At 62.3% G+C, this 16,821-nt stretch carries 22 protein-coding genes and 1 pseudogene; 10 read left to right on the top strand and 13 right to left on the bottom strand.

What is annotated here, in order from left to right:
- Nucleotides 1-15 precede the first annotated feature (15 nt).
- Nucleotides 16-408 carry a helix-turn-helix transcriptional regulator gene (locus FV228_RS02820; protein WP_147853191.1) on the bottom strand — a complete coding sequence of 131 codons (393 nt, stop codon included), beginning with the start codon at nt 406-408 and terminating at the stop codon, nt 16-18.
- A gap of 168 nt (nt 409-576) precedes the next feature.
- On the bottom strand, nt 577-1,095 hold the full coding sequence (locus tag FV228_RS02815; RefSeq protein ID WP_187277604.1) for a MucR family transcriptional regulator: 519 nt from the start codon (nt 1,093-1,095) through the stop codon (nt 577-579).
- A 209-nt stretch (nt 1,096-1,304) separates the two neighbouring features.
- Between FV228_RS02815 and FV228_RS02810 the strand changes: the two genes are divergently transcribed.
- The 3 genes from FV228_RS02810 (at nt 1,305) to FV228_RS02800 (ending at nt 2,474) form a co-directional block, all read left to right on the top strand.
- Nucleotides 1,305-1,673: a hypothetical protein gene (locus FV228_RS02810; RefSeq protein WP_147853190.1), complete on the top strand. Its 369-nt coding sequence runs from the start codon at nt 1,305-1,307 to the stop codon at nt 1,671-1,673.
- Between the two features lie 77 nt (nt 1,674-1,750).
- Complete coding sequence (locus tag FV228_RS02805; RefSeq protein ID WP_246690146.1) at nt 1,751-2,131, top strand: tyrosine-type recombinase/integrase; 381 nt, start codon at nt 1,751-1,753, stop codon at nt 2,129-2,131.
- A gap of 46 nt (nt 2,132-2,177) precedes the next feature.
- On the top strand, nt 2,178-2,474 hold the full coding sequence (locus tag FV228_RS02800) for a hypothetical protein (RefSeq protein ID WP_147853189.1): 297 nt from the start codon (nt 2,178-2,180) through the stop codon (nt 2,472-2,474).
- A 175-nt stretch (nt 2,475-2,649) separates the two neighbouring features.
- On the opposite strand, the gene FV228_RS02790 is transcribed toward FV228_RS02800, so the two are convergent.
- The 4 genes from FV228_RS02790 to FV228_RS02775 form a co-directional block, all read right to left on the bottom strand.
- A complete protein-coding gene (locus FV228_RS02790; protein ID WP_147853188.1) occupies nt 2,650-2,850 on the bottom strand; it encodes a hypothetical protein in 201 nt (66 codons plus the stop codon).
- Between the two features lie 69 nt (nt 2,851-2,919).
- Nucleotides 2,920-3,129, bottom strand: a complete 210-nt coding sequence (locus FV228_RS02785) for a cold-shock protein (RefSeq protein ID WP_147853187.1) — start codon at nt 3,127-3,129, stop codon at nt 2,920-2,922.
- A gap of 306 nt (nt 3,130-3,435) precedes the next feature.
- Nucleotides 3,436-3,957 carry a MucR family transcriptional regulator gene (locus tag FV228_RS02780; protein ID WP_147853186.1) on the bottom strand — a complete coding sequence of 174 codons (522 nt, stop codon included), beginning with the start codon at nt 3,955-3,957 and terminating at the stop codon, nt 3,436-3,438.
- Nucleotides 3,958-4,051: 94 nt separating this feature from the next.
- The gene (locus FV228_RS02775) at nt 4,052-4,753 is read right to left on the bottom strand and encodes a response regulator transcription factor CtrA (RefSeq protein ID WP_147853185.1); all 702 of its coding nucleotides are present in this window, start codon (nt 4,751-4,753) and stop codon (nt 4,052-4,054) included.
- Between the two features lie 773 nt (nt 4,754-5,526).
- Between FV228_RS02775 and FV228_RS02770 the strand changes: the two genes are divergently transcribed.
- Complete coding sequence (locus tag FV228_RS02770) at nt 5,527-5,751, top strand: hypothetical protein (RefSeq protein ID WP_147853184.1); 225 nt, start codon at nt 5,527-5,529, stop codon at nt 5,749-5,751.
- A gap of 765 nt (nt 5,752-6,516) precedes the next feature.
- Nucleotides 6,517-6,940 (top strand): annotated as a pseudogene (locus FV228_RS34010) (hypothetical protein).
- Between the two features lie 671 nt (nt 6,941-7,611).
- On the opposite strand, the gene FV228_RS34005 reads toward FV228_RS34010, so the two are convergent.
- Entirely contained in the window at nt 7,612-7,743 is a 132-nt protein-coding gene (locus tag FV228_RS34005; RefSeq protein WP_246693802.1) for a recombinase family protein, read from the bottom strand.
- A gap of 217 nt (nt 7,744-7,960) precedes the next feature.
- On the opposite strand from FV228_RS34005, the gene FV228_RS02745 reads away from it, so the two are divergent.
- Entirely contained in the window at nt 7,961-8,284 is a 324-nt protein-coding gene (locus tag FV228_RS02745; protein ID WP_147853182.1) for a chemotaxis protein CheB, read from the top strand.
- Nucleotides 8,285-8,368: 84 nt separating this feature from the next.
- On the opposite strand, the gene FV228_RS02740 is transcribed toward FV228_RS02745, so the two are convergent.
- Both FV228_RS02740 and FV228_RS02735 read right to left on the bottom strand, forming a co-directional pair.
- Nucleotides 8,369-8,569: a hypothetical protein gene (locus FV228_RS02740; protein ID WP_147853181.1), complete on the bottom strand. Its 201-nt coding sequence runs from the start codon at nt 8,567-8,569 to the stop codon at nt 8,369-8,371.
- A 391-nt stretch (nt 8,570-8,960) separates the two neighbouring features.
- Complete coding sequence (locus FV228_RS02735) at nt 8,961-9,341, bottom strand: response regulator (RefSeq protein ID WP_147853180.1); 381 nt, start codon at nt 9,339-9,341, stop codon at nt 8,961-8,963.
- An 867-nt stretch (nt 9,342-10,208) separates the two neighbouring features.
- Between FV228_RS02735 and FV228_RS02730 the strand changes: the two genes are divergently transcribed.
- Nucleotides 10,209-11,377, top strand: a protein-coding gene (locus FV228_RS02730; RefSeq protein ID WP_147853179.1) for an IS3 family transposase whose coding sequence is annotated in 2 segments (ribosomal slippage) — nt 10,209-10,473 and nt 10,473-11,377 — 1,170 coding nt in all. Because the reading frame shifts where the segments join, the coding sequence is not laid out codon by codon here.
- Here FV228_RS02730 and FV228_RS02725 read toward each other — a convergent pair.
- Both FV228_RS02725 and FV228_RS02720 read right to left on the bottom strand, forming a co-directional pair.
- On the bottom strand, nt 11,374-11,634 hold the full coding sequence (locus FV228_RS02725) for a hypothetical protein (protein ID WP_187277603.1): 261 nt from the start codon (nt 11,632-11,634) through the stop codon (nt 11,374-11,376). The two genes, FV228_RS02730 and FV228_RS02725, sit on opposite strands and share 4 nt — an antisense overlap.
- A 142-nt stretch (nt 11,635-11,776) precedes the next feature.
- A complete protein-coding gene (locus tag FV228_RS02720) occupies nt 11,777-12,358 on the bottom strand; it encodes a recombinase family protein (RefSeq protein ID WP_147853178.1) in 582 nt (193 codons plus the stop codon).
- Nucleotides 12,359-12,864: 506 nt separating this feature from the next.
- Here FV228_RS02720 and FV228_RS02715 point away from each other — a divergent pair.
- The gene (locus FV228_RS02715; RefSeq protein WP_147853177.1) at nt 12,865-13,125 is read left to right on the top strand and encodes a hypothetical protein; all 261 of its coding nucleotides are present in this window, start codon (nt 12,865-12,867) and stop codon (nt 13,123-13,125) included.
- Nucleotides 13,126-13,336: 211 nt separating this feature from the next.
- On the opposite strand, the gene FV228_RS02710 is transcribed toward FV228_RS02715, so the two are convergent.
- Nucleotides 13,337-13,600: a hypothetical protein gene (locus FV228_RS02710; protein WP_147853176.1), complete on the bottom strand. Its 264-nt coding sequence runs from the start codon at nt 13,598-13,600 to the stop codon at nt 13,337-13,339.
- 1,094 nt (nt 13,601-14,694) lie between these two features.
- Nucleotides 14,695-15,528, bottom strand: coding sequence for a porin family protein (locus tag FV228_RS02700; RefSeq protein WP_147853174.1), 834 nt, complete (start codon nt 15,526-15,528; stop codon nt 14,695-14,697).
- 372 nt (nt 15,529-15,900) lie between these two features.
- Between FV228_RS02700 and FV228_RS32860 the strand changes: the two genes are divergently transcribed.
- Complete coding sequence (locus tag FV228_RS32860; protein WP_187277602.1) at nt 15,901-16,065, top strand: hypothetical protein; 165 nt, start codon at nt 15,901-15,903, stop codon at nt 16,063-16,065.
- A gap of 546 nt (nt 16,066-16,611) precedes the next feature.
- Nucleotides 16,612-16,821, top strand: a 210-nt coding sequence (locus FV228_RS02695) for a hypothetical protein (RefSeq protein WP_147853173.1), incomplete at its 3' end; no start/stop codon positions are given.

The raw sequence follows: 16,821 nt of genomic DNA, 5'->3' as shown, positions 1-16,821 counted from the left end.
CGCACGGCTTTCCGCCTAACCCCGCCGAAGGGTCGCCGCCGCCTTCACGATCGACAGGACGCCATCACGCGTCGTCTCGTCCGAGATGCTCGTGAATGCCATCACGAGTTCCATCACCTTCGGATCGCTGAAAAAGGTCGGCGCCGCAGTTTTCCCATCGTCGGTTTCTGCCTGCCCAGCAAAGAAGGTCTCGACAGGCACTTGGAGGGTATCTGCAATCGCCTGAAGTCGACCGGCGCCGACGCGGTTGCGGCCCTTCTCGTACTTCTGCACCTGCTGGAAGCTCACCCCAATGGCGTGACCGAGTGTGGTTTGACTTAAGCCCTGAGCAGCGCGGAGCGCCGCGATGCGGCTCCCGATGGTGCGGTCGGCTTCGGTCGCCAGCTTCGGCTTGGTGGGGACGATCATCTTGGGCAGCTTTCGGGGGTGAGAAAGGCCGGGGCACCGTTGCCTACCGGACTACGAACACAACCGCATACGGGGACATGCACGATTAAGTTGCACAACCCTTAACTGCATTCAATGCATAGCTTGGGGGGGCAACTGGTGCCTCCCCTTCACTCCTAAGTGGTAGCCTTAAGTGTCGGCCGGCTCTTTCGCCTTCCGCGGTCGCCCAGCGCGCTTGGGCTTGTCGGAGATTGTCGCTGCAGGCACAGTAGCCTTTGGAGCTGCCTTCTTGCGCTGCTGGCCCAGGCCGAGGGCCAGGGCGAGCTTGGAGCGGTGATCGGAGTAGGTGGCCGTCACCATCGGGTAGTCCCGCGGCAGGCCCCACTTCTCGCGGTAGGCCTCTGGGGTCAGCCCCCTTATCGTCAGGTGGCGGCGTAGGGTCTTGTACGGCTTGCCATCCTCGAAGCTGATCAACGTATCGGCGGTGATCGATTTTCGGATCTGCGTAGGGGTGGGCTTGTCGGCCACGGAAGCGGCTGTTGTGTTACCTTGGCCTATCCCCGAGAGCGCAGCGTGCGTCGCCGCGATTAGCGTGGCAAGCTCCGCGCTTTGCACATGGTTGTTCGACACATAGGCCGAGACAATGCCGATCGTCAGCTCGATGAGATCGATGCTTTCGACCTCAGATGTTTCGATCACGTCGTTCATGCTGCACCTATTATAAGAACTACCATCACTCGTTCTGAATGCGGCCTAAATCAGGAGGTTGCACCTGATTTAGGCCGGAATTTTACGAACGCCATAGCTGCAGCTAATTTTTACAAAGATTTCTTCGATCCTTGAGGAGGATAACCCAAGCGAAATGATTTGTTAACCAGAATTATTATTCTGCTGTGGAGTAGTTTACAGGTGTCGCCGTGAACCGAGTCTTCCCTGTCAGCTCTGAGGATCCCGCCGCCGACTGCCCGGTGCCGACCGACATGATCAACCGACTCTACCGCGCAGAACCAGAGGCACTGTCTGATCAGCTTGAAGGCATCCCAGAAGCCACGCGGGCGCAGCTGGCCGTCTACCTCTATGGGCGCAGCCACACACGCCAACTCGGGATGCAGATCGCGATCACCTGCGAGGGTGCCAGTCTTCGGCGCGTCGCAGGTTTCGTCGGGAATACGCTACACGATCTCTCGCGACAAAACCCGAGCGCGTGGGCGGATGCCATCCCTTCGACCGGCGGTAAGCGCGGCATCAGCCTTGCGGGGTCAGGAACTGTGGCGCGACGCGAATAGAGGCGCATCGACAAGGAACTGGAGATGCTTACCTGTCGTGGGCCCGCCGTAGTGGCGTCCTGCCGGGCCAGGCGACGGTGCTCGGCAAGGGTGACAAGACCCGGGTGGTGGTGCTGTCGGCCGCGACGTGGAAGGTGCTGGCGGCGCTGCGCGAGAGGGCTGGAGTAGACAGCTTGGCCACTCCATCTGCCGACGCTCCCGCATTCCTGGTGCGAAAGGGCGGGGCACTCGACCCGAGCGCAGTTCACCGGGTGGTGAAGGCGGCTGCAGCGCGCGCTGGCCTGCAGGCCGAGGTTTCGGCGCATTATCTGCGGCATGCCCACGACTCGCACAGCCTGGACTGCGGAGCGCCGATACACTTCGTGCAGGCCACGCTGGGGCATGCCTCGGACGCGACTACAGGGCGCTACCTGCATGCGCGGCCGAGCGAGAGCAGCGCACGCTTTCTCGGCGTTTAAGCGTTGAAAGCGAAGTACCACCCGTGAGGTCCTGACGATGCTGAGCATGCGCCTGCCGATCTACACAAGCCCCAACGGCGATCGCTGGTTACTCTGCCGCGGTGAAAGGCTGGCGGACGTGTTCATCATGCATGAAGCGAACGGCCCGTCCGGCGGTGCGGTGTCTCGCATCGAGATCGGACCGTTTCTGCTCGAAGCGCCCCATAGTCCTCAGCATGAGGAGCTTCTCAGCCTTCTGGGACAGCTGATAGATCGGGATCATGCTGTTCCACCAAGCGGCGGGGCGTCACCAGAAGTGGGAGCAGCCGCGGCTGAGCCGACACCCGGCGAAGAAAGGGTATGACATGATAGCCGAGCGCGGGCGCTGATCTTGCCCGGATTATGGATCAGTCAGGCCACCGGGATCCGCGGACCGTGGTCGGCTACATCCGACGGGCGAACGCCTTCTAAGGGTACTCAGGCAGCGGATTTTTATAGGCCGCCTGGTTGCACGCTAGGACCCGCTCAACTGAGGTTTCTTAGGAGACGAGAGCGAGTTCGCCTTCCCGAGCAGCACGCTCGCCACCATCAGACTTAATCCGGTAGCAAGGCTCGCCGGACCGGTCGTCAGGCATGAGCCGAACCACCTCGTAGAGGCCGTCGACGACGGTACTTTTATTGTTGCCGTAGTTGATACCGAGCTGCCGAACGCTCTGACCAAGCTTGAATTTATGAGACATCAACCATCCTCCATGAAGCCGCTCCCAGGGGAACGGCTTCGAAGCTCGTCATAGATAGATGAGCGAGGCTCAAGCGGACTGGAGGCTGCCTGCAGACTGCTTACCGCTGCGCTTGTCACTCTCCATCTCGTAGGAGATCTTTTGTCCTTCGACTAAGTTACGCATCCCTGCGCGCTCAACAGCCGAGATGTGCACAAACACATCATTGCCGCCGTCGTCAGGCTGGATAAAGCCGAAGCCCTTGGTCTCGTTGAACCACTTCACAGTACCGATAGGCATAATTATTCCGTATTGTTGTAAGCAAGCCGATAGGTTGAGCGCATGCACTGCATGCGCTCAATTGTTATTCGTCGAAAATGGGAGAAATGCAAAGCGCTCGCCCTGTTGAGACGAGGCAGCCTAATATCTGGCCAAAGATCGATAAGTGATCACTACGCTATTTGCGCGGCAATCACAACCACACTTCAAATCATGCGGACAAGCTTGAGGCGTTCATATCCCCTACGGGCCTACCGCCATGTCTATCAACATGACGGTCAGGATCGCCCACGCGATCTTTTTCAGAAAGCGCTGATCAGCTCCTCCTTAGGCCTCAGTAGCCTCTTTGGCCTTTCGGGGCCGACCGACAGCGCGCTTTGGCTTGTCGGAGACGGTCTCAGCAGGCTCTGCAGCCATCGGAGCTGACTTCTTACGCTGGTTGCCGAGACCGAGCGCCAGGGCAAGCTTCGAGCGCTGCTCGGAGTAGCTGGCGGCCGTCGAGGGGTAGTCGCGCGGCAGGCCGTAGCGCTCCCGGTACTGCTCGATCGTCATCCCGTTGCCGTTCAGATGCCGCTTCAGCGTCTTGTACGGCTTGCCGTCGACGAAGCTGATCAACGCATCGGGGGTGATCGACTTCCGGATCTGCGATGGGGTGGGCTTGTCGACCGCCGGGGCCTCGGGCGTGCCGCTCTGACTGAGCCCAGTTAGCGCACCATGAATGCTGGCGAGCAGGTCTGGCAGATCGCCAGGCCGGACGGAGTTTTTCGACACGTAGGCCGAGACAAGGTCGGCTGTCAGTTCGACGAAGTTGACGGCCTGAGGCTCAATGGTCTCTGCGTTTTCGTCCACGGTGTACCTGCTTGTGCAAAGCAGTACACTTGTTCCTGTGCGTACGAGAAATCAATCCGGATTTAGGGGTTTCCGAAAAGTTTCGAAGACAGATTTAGCCAGCCATAGCTTGCATCCCGCTCGTGCCGTCCCGCATCACGTAACCGCGACCCCAGACGGTTTCGATGTAGTTCTTGCCCTGGCTGGCGTTGGCGAGCTTCTTGCGCAGCTTGCAGATGAACACGTCGATGATCTTCAGCTCGGGCTCATCCATGCCGCCGTAGAGATGGTTGAGGAACATCTCCTTGGTCAGCGTCGTGCCCTTCCGCAGCGAGAGGAGTTCCAGCATCTGGTATTCCTTGCCGGTGAGGTGCACCCGGGCGCCGCCGACCTCGACCATCTTCTGATCGAGGTTCACGATCAGGTCGTCGATGGTGATCACCGACTGGGCGTGGCCCTTCGAGCGGCGCACGATGGCGTGGATGCGGGCGACCAGCTCGTCCTTGTGGAATGGCTTGGTGAGGTAGTCATCGGCCCCGAAGCCTAGACCCTTCACCTTATCCTCGATGCTGGCCATGCCGGAAAGGACGAGGATGGGGGTCTGAATTTTGGCCACACGGAGGTTGCGAAGTACCTCGTATCCCGACATGTCCGGCAGGTTCAAATCGAGGAGGATGATGTCGTAATCGTAGAGCTTGCCGAGGTCGACACCTTCCTCACCCAGATCAGTTGTATAGGTGACGAAGCTCTCGGACTTGAGCATTAGCTCAATGCTTTGAGCGACGGTGGCATCATCTTCAATCAGCAGAACGCGCATGACATCGCCTCGAACTATAAGCCCTCATACTTCCGTAAAAATACCGAAACGTTAACGGGCGCCGTTGCCGTTCAGTGCTTGGTGATAAACCGGGCCCCGCCCATTCGTCGGGTGTCAGCTCTACGCTGCCGAGCCACAGCACGCCGGTGCTGAAGTGCGCTAGACGCCCCCGATGTGGAAATTACTATATTGCCCTCAAATCGCGTGAGAAGGCCCAGGACGGCCCAGGCCTAAATTTGGCCATCCTGCACTTGCCAAGCCGCCGAAGGCCGCCAGCGGGCGAATTTTGAGGCTGGTACGTGTGCGCGCTTGAGGCAGGGCCTTGCTACTGGGTCGCTTCGGGGAGCGGCGTGTAGCCGTAATGGGCGCCGAAGTGCTGAACCGTCAGCTTTGCGGCCTAGCGGATGTCGAACTCTGGCGGCGCATCCCTTTCAATCATGGTTAACAATACGTCAACCACTGGTCCTTAGTTTAGGCTGTCACCTCTGGCGCACGGGCCTGGGCCCGCTGTCGACCAAGATGCGTCTGGGCTTACACGATGATCGAAGCTGCCTTCCTTGCCGCGCTGGCAGCCGCCCTAGGAGCCGGCGCAGTCAGCGGGTCTGGGGCAGAATGATAACCGCGGCATTCCTTTTGACGCCTGCTGCATTGGTTGGCCTGAGCGCGTCCGTGGTGACGTTAATCAACAATGCGCGCATGCGGCAGCGCTGGGCAGCCTTGCTTCGTGAGGCGCTGGGGCGCCAATGAGCAAGGATCCGGGGCAGGACGGTCGCATGAGTGAGCCACCCGCCCACCATTTTCCGGCTCCGTGGCAGGCCGTCGAGTTTGAGGACGCCTACTGCATCCAAGACGCCAACGGCTTCCCCCTGGCCTACGTCTACTTCGCCGATTATGCGCAGCAGCAAGCCGGCATCGACCGCATGTCACGTAGCGAGGCGCGGCGCATGGCGATTCGGATCGCGGCTTTGCCTGAGTTATGGAAGGCGCTGCGCGACTAAGGTTGATTCGGCCGGCTTTCGGTGGCTTCGCGAGCAGCGCGAGCCGTGGCGATCAGTTCGGCGGCGGTCAGTTTGCCGTCCGTGGCAGAGCTTGGGCCTACACCGAACAGCAGCAGGCCGGGTGGTATCGTCCGAACTGGATTTGGCCTTCGTCTTGGCTGCCAAGCCTTCCTATCGATTACATCGGCCATGGTGCTGTTCATCTGCGCGGAGCGATCTGCGGGCGCGGCTGCGGCACTGCGATGGTCACAAGCTTGCCGGTGGTCGGATCTAGGATCGTCATGGGCATCCCCTCCCTTGCTGCTCTGCTAAGGCAGGCCCGAATTGTGGTCGAAACTTGACCATTCGAGGAGCCGTATACAGTTTTCGACTCTAGTATTGGGATGACCTGACCATCGAGTGCTACATTCGGATATGAATGGTCAAATTTGATGGATCATTTACAGGGGAACTTACTCAGGTGTGTAGGGCAAAAGTAGTGCTCCCTGCCGTGTTACGCAGCCGGTAACTCGTCAGTTCCAGATTGGGAATGCCGAGCTTCGTCTGACCATTCATCATAGAGACCCATGCTGATTATCAGGATGCCGCATGCGATTGCGACGAACACCGCGATCCAGAACACTGTATCCAGCATGGCAGGCCCCCGGCAGATCAGATCTTAAGGAGTTATTAATGCATGTAGTTACCAACGTGTTAACGTTGGGATCATGTACTAGGCTTTGCGGGTAAGCGCTTACGCGCCGCGTGATTAGACCATCCCCTTCCATGCCGATCCGGCGCGAGCACCGTTTCTTCTATCCCATTGACTGGCCGCAGTTATCGGCTCTGGTGCGCTTCCGGCGCGCCGGCGGCCGCTGTGAGAGCTGCGGGCGGCCGCACGGCCAAATTGGTCTACCATCTCGGTGACGGCCGCTGGTGGGGTGCCCAGGCAGCTACGTGGCACGAGGGGCGAGGGCGCCGGATACGCTGCGCCCTCGTCGATGTGTTGGCGATTATGCGGACCACCAGGGTGGTAATGGCCGCGACCCACCGGGACCACGACACCGCCAACAACGTGTCGGCCGACCACGCCGCGTTCTGCCAGCGATGTCACATGATGCACGATCGGCCGGAGCACCGACGCCGGCGATGGCGCAAGCTGTTTCGGCGCAAGGCGCTGGGTGACCTATTCGACGGTCCATATGGGTGAGCTGTAGAATGAACGCGGAACACTGCGAGGGGGTGACCGTGAACGCCGGCATATGCCAGCCGCGTGTCACCGGTATCCGAGAACAGAGCGGGTCACGGTGACCGGTTGTTAACCATACGGGCGTAGGATGGCCGCAGCGATCGGCCTGCGGGCTGAGCGCCGGAAGAGCAGCGCCGAGGCCTACCCCCCTGGCCTCGGCGCGGCCTCGCTGACGCAGTCGCAGTAAGCCCGCCCAGAACGCGACTGGACGGGCTTTGCTGTTTCTGCCCCATGCATAGAGGGAGCGGTTAGACCACGCTGTTGCGCAGGAAGATGCTAGCTGACTTTATCGGTGGGTTCGGTGTGCTCCACGCTCCGACCCAGCCCCCCGCCGTCTAGCGTGTCGATCGGGGTGTGCTTGTCTCCACCTGTCCGGCCCGATCCGTCATCGCTCCCAGAGTTGCGGGTATTAATCTGGCGCCCCTGATCGCGTGCGGGACCGGCGAGGTCCGTAAGCGGTCGCCAAGGGGCAGAGGGCGCACCCAAGCGGATAGCGCTGGGCAGGCGGAACATCCACGCCGCGAACAACATCCACGGCACGACGAAAGCAATAAAAGCGGCGAGACCCATGGCGATCCTCCTGTGAAAATTCGGGGATCTATAATAAACCTCGGGTGATCAGCCTTTGATCCTCACTGTTGTATTCGTCGCACCTGGGTCGCCGTCCACGCCCCACCTCGTGCGGCTGGGATCCCGCGCGCATTCAGCGCCGCCGCGATCCCGCCTAGGCTGGTGGTCCCGGTCGCGCGCAGCTCGTTCAACACGGGCACCAGGTCAGCAAGTCGTGCACACGCTCTGGTCGCCTGGGATCGCCTGCCGGTGCCGTGACCGTGCGACCCCGGTAGCCGCCCAGAACGGCCCCGTGGGCCTTGGCGGCCGCCAGGGCCGCTTTGGTCCGCGCGGAGATCATCCAGCGCTCCTCCTCGGCCACTAGCGCCATGATGCCCACGGTCGCCGGTTCGCGTACGGCATGACCATCAAATGCGGTTGGGCTTCGGCTCGACTTGGCTGGATCGTGGGAGCAAGATCCAATTCACGCGTCCGGCTGCCGATCCGCTGTTCATCTCAGCCGCTGAGTCTTACGGCTGGCGCGTGGGCGGGATCGTACTTAGCGGCGCGAACGGCGACGGCGACGATGGCATGCGTGCGATCACGAAGCACGGTGGCCTCGGCTTGGTGCAAGACCCAAACGAAGCCGAATGCCTTGGAATGCCCCTGGCGGCAGTGAAGCACGATCACCCCGAGGCACCCCTCACCGCTGATCAGCTTGCTGCGCGGATCGCAGCGCACTGCGCGGGTCTCTGAACTGGATCGGTTTGATGCCGATGGCCGCCCAAACAAAAAAGGCCAGCCCGAAGGCTGGCCCTGATGATTTGATTGGGTCCGAGCTTACTCGGCCGCAGTCATCTCGGTCGTGAAATGACCACACCAATCCTCAGTGGCCACGACCGGCCACAAGCCTTTCGACTCCGGCGTCGGCTGAGTGACCGGCGGGTTGAAGCGGCACAAGCCGGCATCAGCCTGCGCCTGGGCGCCGTTGCCATGGTGATCGTCAAAGAACTTGCAGCTCTGGCACGTGGCGCTGGCCATCGGTAGCTCCTGTATCTAGTTGGCGGTCCGGGACCGCCTTCACTTACGAATTAGAACAAATCCAATCTGATGGTCAACCAGCACCACTTGGGGTGGTTCCATCTTTCACCTTGACGCCCCCCGACATGCCCCGACGACGCGGTGATTTGAGCTGGTGAACCCGGACGGATCCTTGCCGTCGGCATCGATCCCGGATGGTCCTTGACCCGCCTGGGGACCCTCAAGCCCTCTCGCGGAGCACGATCAGCATGCGCAGCACCCCCCCGGCCAAGCTTCCCGGCCATCCGAAACGGGTTGGTCGCAGCGGTACGTCCACCGAGCCTCGGCCTGGCAATGGTACTCCCCATCCAGCCGGCACATTCCCGGCTCGCTTACCCGGGGCATGCGAGTCCTAGCGCCGACTGGCTTGCTCAAAAGCTGTGAGGATCTCGGCCGCGAAGTAAGGCTTGGGTACGAACCTACCGTGGTCCGGCACGTCCTCGTCGGTGAGCCAGCACCGCCCGGACGTGATCACCAAGCGGATGTGCGGCCAGTGCTCCGCGACACGATTGGCCAAACCAAAACCGTTCAAAGACCCCGGCATCTCGATGTCGGTGAACAGCACATCGATGTCGTCGCGGCTTTGCAAAATGATCCAAGCCGCATCGCCGGTGGGAGCTTCGATCACCTGAAATCCAGCGTCTTCGAGCATATCTACCGCCATCATGCGCACGAGGCTCTCGTCCTCCACGATCAACACTGTGAACGGGACGGGCATGTGTGCGTCGGCCATGAAAGACCTAACGGCATCGCGGCCGGACAGTTGCGGCTCTCCTCCGAAAGCGGCATGCGACTACCGTGTGTGGGTATGCGGCTCTGGGGGATCGACCGACACTGCCGTGCACGAGCAGCGTCGGCCCCACCATATCGTTCGAAACGATGATGGGGTCGAATAGCTGGCCGGTGATCGATGGTCGTGCAGCCGGGTCGCATCGATCCGAACCCGGTTTCCCCATCGCTTGTGGACCGAACCACCCCGCCGGTCAGCCGACGGCACCTCAGGGTTGCAATAGGTTAATGAACGGTTAAGCTCGCTACTTAAGTACGTACAAAGGGGCGGAGCATGAAACAGTCGGACTCGCATCGCGACATCATGCCAGCGGAGCAGTCGCTGCCCACCGTTTCGGTCCATCAAGCTCACGAGCCTGAAATCCAGCAGGAGCGGATGCGGCGGCTCCACAACGCACGCGCGAGCCAGCGTGCCGCCCGGCACCACCGGATCAGCGGAGTGGCACTATGACCATCCTGGATCCGATCACCGGCAAGCTCGTGACGATCGAAATCCCCAAGCCACGCCCCCAGCGCCCCCGATAGTCGCGAGCGAGAGCGTTTCGGTTCGACAAGCGGTGCCCCGGGGTGCTCGCTTGGGGGATGCCTCCTCATGGCGCCACCGGTAAGTTTTCCGAGCCGGCCCTCGTTAAGACCTCGTATCTAATATAGCGCCCTGATTAGGGTGTCGCTGCTTGGCCATGCCCCGTCACGAGCGGTCGCAAAGCGGTATGAGCGAACGGGTCAAGACGAATAACCTCGCCGACTGGCCTGCCTCCTGAAAAGTGGTCCTCCCTGAGGTATGGCCTCGCGCCATGTGGAGGATGTTGTCATGGGACGGAAGAAGCATACGGCTGAAGAGATTGTTGCCAAGCTGCGCCAGGTGGATGTTCTGGTCTCGCAGGGTCGCAAGGTTGCCGAAGCAATCCGGTGCATCGAGGTAACCGAGGTCACGTACTATCGCTGGCGCTCCGAGTACGGTGGCCTGAAGGGTGATCAGGTCAAGCGGCTGAAGTCTCTGGAGACCGAGAACCAACGCCTTCGGCGGGCGATCTCTGATCTTACCTTGGAGAATCTGATCCTGAAGGAGGCGGCTTCGGGAAACTTCTGAGCCCGGCTCGCCGCCGGGCTTGTGTTGACTACGTCGTTGCTGAGCACAGTGTGTCGGAACGCTTCGCTTGTCGTGTCCTGGGTCAGCATCGCTCGACGCAGCGCAAGGTCGCCGTCCTAGTCGAGGACGAAGCCGCTTTGACGGCCGCCATCGTCGCCCTGGCGCTCCAGTACGGGCGCTACGGCTACCGTCGGATCACAGCGATGCTCCGGCGTGATGGCTGGACGGTGAACGTGAAGCGCGTCGAACGGATCTGGCGACGAGAAGGGCTCAAGGTCCCGGCCCGCCAGCCCAAGCGAGCGCGCCTTTGGCTCAACGACGGCTCGTGCGTGCGACTGCGGCCAGAGCGCCCCGACCACGTCTGGTCCTACGACTTCGTCGAGCACCGCACGCACAACGGGCGCAAGTACCGGATGCTGAACGTGATCGACGAGTTCACGCGCGAGTGCCTGGCCATCCGGGTCGCTCGCAAGCTCAAGGCGCTGGATGTTATCGACGTACTCTCGGACCTGTTCAGCCTGCGCGGTGTGCCTGGTCATATCCGCTCGGACAACGGGCCGGAGTTCATCGCCAAAGCCGTTCAGGACTGGATCGCGGCGGTTGGATCGACGACCGCCTACATCGAGCCGGGCAGTCCGTGGGAGAACGGCTATTGCGAGAGCTTCAACGCGAAGCTGCGCGACGAACTCCTCAACGGCGAGGTGTTCTACACTCTTAAGGAGGCCAGCGTCGTGATCGAACAATGGAGGAAGGACTACAACACCATCCGGCCGCACTCGTCACTCGGCTACCAGCCGCCTGCGCCACAGGTTGTGATCTGGCCACCTGAACCGAACGGTTCAGCGCCGGTCGCCCACTCCGCCATCGTCACGCGACCGACGATGCACTAACTTCGAACCTGGGCCACCGAATGGGGGCAGGCCACCGTCAGCAAACTGGGCAGCCCCACCGCCGCGATATCGCACGACTGGAACTCCGCAGCGCGCTGTCGCCAAACCTGACGCACGGCTCCAGCGCTCGTCTCAGCGAATGGGTTGGGCGCCGCTTGCGTCGCCGGGTCAGCGATGAAGGCCGCGATCCGGTCCCGCTCAACGATGTGGCTGGCTGCAAGCAGCGAGACGGCGAGTTGGCGTCGGCTGATCGGCATGTCGCTCCGGCGATCTTCCTCAGATCACGAACGGGCACCTCTCGGAAGGATGCCCGTGCGCGGCGGTGTGCGACTTCCGACATTATAAAGGGAGGGCGTCAGTATGGGCAGGGCACCGAGGCCACACCAATCGTCCACGAACTTAGCCCTTGGCCACGGTGCTGTTGGCGCGGGCGCGTGGGAAGTAGCTGTAGAACGTGTCTCTGTTGACCCCGAGCCGCTTGGCAATGTCGGCCACGCTGATCGTGCCGGCGGCCAAGAGTGCGCGACCGGCTGCGATGTCATCCTCGGTCAGCTTCTTCGGCCGACCGCCTTTGCGGCCACGAGCAAGCGCGGCCTTCAGCCCCTCCATGGTGCGCTCACGGTTGAGGTCGAGGAAGTACTCGGCCATTGCCCCGTGCATCTGCAGAGCGAAGCGTCCGTGGGCGGTCGCGGAGTCGAACTGCTCGGTGAGCGAGCGGAAGTGCACGTCCTTCACCCGCAGGCCGTCGATGGTGCGCATCATCTCCACAAGGGACCGGCCGAGCCGGTCCAGCTTCCACACGACGAGCACATCCTCGGGGCGCAGGTAGGCGAGCGCCGCCTCGAACTCGGGCCGCTTGGTCCCGGCCTTGCCGGACTTCTTCTCCTCGAACAGGCGCTCACACCCGGCCTTGGTCATCGCGTCACGCTGCAGGTCGAGGTTCTGGTCGAGGGTGGAGACGCGGGCATATCCGATCAGCATGTCGGGATCGTGCCAAAATCGCGTTTATCCGGCAATAGAAAAGCCGACACGTTTTTCCGACGCAAACGGAGCCGTTTTAGTCAGTTCGCGATCCGCCCAATGCGATCGTCGGGAAAACGATCGGATTGCCGACATTCAAATCTATAGGACGAATGTCCGATAAGGGTTGAGAGCCGCTGGTCCGCTTTGGGGCAGCAATGCATCGAAGCCGACGCCTTCTCCGCAACCGCTTCCGACTCATTGCAAAAGGCCGAAAGGTCTGCTTCCCGACAACTTATTGGATGAAGACCTCGGAACTCAGCGGGCATCTGCCGGACCACCTCGATCCTGGCGTTGAAGGCGGCACACCGGCGAAGCGGTATGCGAAAAGTCAACTTCGTTTTAATCCGTTGTGGTGCGTGCGCCGCGGCACGTCACGGCGGACAATGGATCCCCATCTATGTCTTGCACAAGCAGAAACAGGCTCGAATGAGCGATCTGTATCTTTTAAAGGTTAGATTTTACACATGAAGACCCGTATCGCCGCCGTCGCCACTGCACTTGTCTTTGGCGTCGCTTCGATCTCGTCAGCCATGGCCGCCAACGGCGCCCGTTGGACCGGCTTCGTCACGCAGGATGTCACAACTACCGGCTCGCTCGGGCTCGGCGTGCACGACCACCCGAACTACGACCGCTGCCCTATGAGCTCGGCGGCAGAAGGTAATGCCGATCAGCAAACCCGTCCCGTGAAGCAGTACGGCCAGACCGCAGGTGGATACCGCTGCTAGTCCGGATCTCGGGACTCAACGCATGGCGCTGAAAGCCTTTTCCTACGCGATGATCGGCGTTTTCGTGAGCGGTCTTCTCATGACGCTCATAGGCTCGGCCAGTCAGCTTCTGGGCTCATAACCCTCTTGTCGGTAGGCAGGCTGAGCCGCCGAAAATGATTTGATGGATCGGCGGGGTGAGAGCCCCGCCGTTTCTATGCCAACGGCAGCTTCAGGCGTCCTCGGACCGCCCCTCCGCCGCGTACCAAGGCAGCAGCGCGTAATCCATCATCTCCTTGACGGCCGGGCCAGCCACGCCGCGTGGGTCCTCGCTACCGGTCATCTTCAAGCTCAATGCGAGAGCTTCGATGATGGTGTCGCGTTGCTTTTGGCTCATCAGCGAGATGGCCGTCCCCAGCGTCTTCTGCAGGACCTCCACTCGGACCGTTAGGTCACGTAGCTCTTCAAGCAGCACTTTCTCGAGGGGTGATGACAAGGCTGGCTCCGGATTTCCGTTCTACATCGTTGATGTAGCGCGCTTGCCCAGCTTGGCCTCCGCCTCCTTTGTGAGGCCGTCTATCTGGCTGCCCACCCCTATTTTGATCCGGACACACCACGAGAGCTCGCGCTCGGCAGTCTGCCCCATTGAAAGGCCAAGCTCGAAATGCGACTTTGGGTTGAATTAAGTTCGGAGAAGTTGTGATGCAGGCATCAGAATGCTGCATCATCAGGGTGGCTATCGCTGCCAGCCTAGGCTGGCTGATCGCAATGCCCCTGATGTTGAAGCACGGCGTGCTCGCCGCCTTGTTTGTCAGTCCCCTATTCGGGACAGCGGCGGCGATCGCGGCGATGACCCTGTTCTGGTTCGTGAGTTTGTTCGTCTCGTCAGAACCTATGGCGCCTCGAACCTCTGACGTTGGTCGGTAGCAATCCCTGCTGCGTCACCCTGTGAACGGTCCGCTTCCTACAGGGGAAGGCGGGGCCAACAGAAACCTTACCGACCTCTTACAGTGCTGGTGTTCCAGAACACGTCGGACCCGAAAGCTTGGGCATACATCAGGATCACACCGCGACGACAGTCGCGAACCCGATGGAGACGACGATGACCTGGACGAACCGCATCACCATAGCTGCCACGCTGATCGGCGGAGCTTTTGCACTGATGACCTACGCGCAGGCACTGAGCCTGCCCACGCACTTCGTGTAAGTGAGATGGTAAGGGGCCTGAACTGGCTCACGCCTGGGCCCCCAATCCCACCTCGAACTCGGCCATCTCCTATTCGCGGACCTTGGCATCCACCGTCACGCTACGCCCAGAATGCCCGGCACAGATCGCAGCCTGACGGCCTGGCGAGTTGCGACGAAGTCATGGTGACCCGCGACCGGATTGGATCCCGACACGAAAAAACACCCCGGGAGCGGATGCTCGCGGGGTGTTGCCGACCTCACGGCCAGATTGATCGGGCTGGGGATCCGGAGGCCGACGAGTTGTCGGCACCTTCCGCGGCGGGGAGCGAGGAGGAGGACCAACACCTCTCGCCCGCCGGCCGCATCTCCCGGCGTTGAGGCCGGGAGCAGCGCGATCCGATACTAGTACGAGCCGAACTTGTAGTTCAGGCCGGCGCGGACGACGGCGAACTCGTCGTCGCGGCGGCCGATGGCGCTGTAGGCCACCGGGACGAGGTTGGCGGCGTTGACCACCAGGGCGCCCTGGTTGCGGTTGCCGCGCTCCAGGTTGACGTACAGGCCTTCGATCTTGAACGTCACGGCCGAGGACCGGAAGAAGTTCAGGAACGACTCGGTGGGGAGGGCGAACTCGACGCCGCCGCCGACGGCGTAGCCGGTGCGGAAGCTGTCGTTGCCGGCGTAGCCGCCGAACGAGCGGTCGGCGCTGCCCGAGCCGTAGGCGAAGCCGCCGGTGCCGTACACGAGGGTGCGGTCGAAGGCGTAGCCGAGGCGGCCGCGCACGGTGCCGAAGTAGTCGAGGCTCGACAGGCCGCGCGGGTCGGTGACGTAGAAGCCCGGGGCGACGGCGCCGTTCACGAAGGCGTTGTTCCGGCTACGGCCGAAGTCGAGATACTGGGCATCGGCCTCGATGCCGACGACCACGCCCGAACCCGGGGTGAACTGGACGTTGTAGCCGATCTGCGCGCCGCCGGAGAAGCCGTCCTGGCTGCGGTTGCGGAAGGTGGCGGTGGTGCCGGGAACGGCGAACGGGGCCGGGACGCCGAAGGTGGAGTTGTTCGAGCGGCTGCTGGCGTCGAAGGCGTAGCCGGCGTTGAAACCAGCGTAGAAGCCGGTCCAGGTGAACACCGGCACCGGGGTGAACACGGGCGGCGGGGCGGCGCGACGCGGCAGGTCGGCGGCGGCAGCGGCGCCGGTCAGGGCAGTGAAGGCAGCCAGCGAGGCGAGAAGCTTGGTCATGCGGGGTAATCCAGGGCGTGAAATCTGACGCCATGACTACCAATCCGTCGGGAAGAAAGCTGTAGTTTTACGGACACACCCGCCGGCAACGACACGAGGCGTCATAGTAAACCGACGGTAAATGGCTGCGGTCCGGCAGACATCATTCGGGAATACTGGGCCGACTGCGACAACGCCGACGCCGGGCATCGGTTGCGGCAAAGGCGGCAATTGCCGAGCCCCTGTGGCCGAAGGGCGACAGGACGGGCCCGCGGAGGGAGGCGGAAGCCGGCGACAGGGACCGCGTTCACATTCCGTACCCACTGTGGCCCGGGGGCGGCAGCCGCTTTCCGGGGGCCCTGCTAGACAGCCCGACGTCTCTGGATGCCGCGCATGTCCAATCGACCGATCCTCCGCCGCATTGTCTTGGTCCTGGGGCTGATGGGCATCCTGATGGCCCTGGCCGACGTCGTCGCCCGCCGGGAGCTGGCGCAGGCGGCCCACGAGACCTTCGGGCGCGGTGGCGCCATCTCACGGACGGCCGAGGCCATCGATTGAAGCCGCTCCCGATCGCGCTGTATTCGGCGACAGCTTTAAGTCTTTGAGCGAACGCGCTCGCTTCCGCCGAACCGACATCCACTTCGGCGGCGAGCGCTCTCGTGCATCATCCCGGACGGTGGCCCGCCGGCTCTCGCAACGATGCGCCGGCCTACCGCCGCGAGGGACGGAGCGTCGTACCGTCCGATCGATCGGACCCCGGAGACAAAAAAGGCCACCCCTGATGGGGCGGCCCGAAGTCTTGGGAGGAGACACCCCTTGGGAAGGGCGGCAGGACCCCGACGCCATCGGGGCCTGCAGGGCGGAGGTAAGGGCGACCGGTCGAACCGGCAACGGCCGGAAGAGCGTCGCCGCACGCACAAGGACGGCCCGTTCATCTCACAGGTGTGCTTCCACACCATGGCCGAGCGACGCGTCGAGGGCCGGCGGACTGTTGATGCCGAATGTGCGGCAGAACCGAATGTCGCGCTGCGCCGTTGAGGGACGTGATGCCGGCCGAGGAGCGGTCGGTGCCGCGTTCCGACGCCCATGGCCTGCGAGCTTCCGATGACCCGTCCGCGCCGCGTCGGCCTGCCCTGGTACGCCCCGGAGCATTACGAGGCGCTCCGGGCCAGCCTCGCCGACGGACCGAGGCTGCCGCCCCGATACGAGACCTGGCGGATCGCCACCGAGCAGATGGAACGCGAGGTCCAGCGCAGCGGCGTCGCCGTGGTGCGCGTGCCGATCGAGCCCGCTGCGTTCGCGGCGTGGTGCGCC

It is taken from the genome of Methylobacterium sp. WL18, from assembly GCF_008040015.1.
GTDB classification, from domain to species: domain Bacteria; phylum Pseudomonadota; class Alphaproteobacteria; order Rhizobiales; family Beijerinckiaceae; genus Methylobacterium; species Methylobacterium mesophilicum.
This window is presented reverse-complemented; position numbering and strand designations above follow the sequence as displayed.

Coding starts and splice junctions, on each gene's coding strand:
- FV228_RS02715 (WP_147853177.1), top strand. CDS start 12,865: ATGAAGACCCGTATCGCCGCCGTCGCCACTGCACTTGTCTTTGGCGTC.
- FV228_RS02800 (WP_147853189.1), top strand. CDS start 2,178: ATGCGCCTGCCGATCTACACAAGCCCCAACGGCGATCGCTGGTTACTC.
- FV228_RS02745 (WP_147853182.1), top strand. CDS start 7,961: ATGCGGTTGGGCTTCGGCTCGACTTGGCTGGATCGTGGGAGCAAGATC.
- FV228_RS02725 (WP_187277603.1), bottom strand. CDS start 11,634: ATGCCGATCAGCCGACGCCAACTCGCCGTCTCGCTGCTTGCAGCCAGC.
- FV228_RS02770 (WP_147853184.1), top strand. CDS start 5,527: ATGAGTGAGCCACCCGCCCACCATTTTCCGGCTCCGTGGCAGGCCGTC.
- FV228_RS02785 (WP_147853187.1), bottom strand. CDS start 3,129: ATGCCTATCGGTACTGTGAAGTGGTTCAACGAGACCAAGGGCTTCGGC.
- FV228_RS02735 (WP_147853180.1), bottom strand. CDS start 9,341: ATGGCCGACGCACACATGCCCGTCCCGTTCACAGTGTTGATCGTGGAG.
- FV228_RS02820 (WP_147853191.1), bottom strand. CDS start 408: ATGATCGTCCCCACCAAGCCGAAGCTGGCGACCGAAGCCGACCGCACC.
- FV228_RS02815 (WP_187277604.1), bottom strand. CDS start 1,095: ATGAACGACGTGATCGAAACATCTGAGGTCGAAAGCATCGATCTCATC.
- FV228_RS02720 (WP_147853178.1), bottom strand. CDS start 12,358: ATGCTGATCGGATATGCCCGCGTCTCCACCCTCGACCAGAACCTCGAC.
- FV228_RS02775 (WP_147853185.1), bottom strand. CDS start 4,753: ATGCGCGTTCTGCTGATTGAAGATGATGCCACCGTCGCTCAAAGCATT.
- FV228_RS02790 (WP_147853188.1), bottom strand. CDS start 2,850: ATGTCTCATAAATTCAAGCTTGGTCAGAGCGTTCGGCAGCTCGGTATC.
- FV228_RS02700 (WP_147853174.1), bottom strand. CDS start 15,528: ATGACCAAGCTTCTCGCCTCGCTGGCTGCCTTCACTGCCCTGACCGGC.
- FV228_RS32860 (WP_187277602.1), top strand. CDS start 15,901: ATGTCCAATCGACCGATCCTCCGCCGCATTGTCTTGGTCCTGGGGCTG.
- FV228_RS02740 (WP_147853181.1), bottom strand. CDS start 8,569: ATGGCCAGCGCCACGTGCCAGAGCTGCAAGTTCTTTGACGATCACCAT.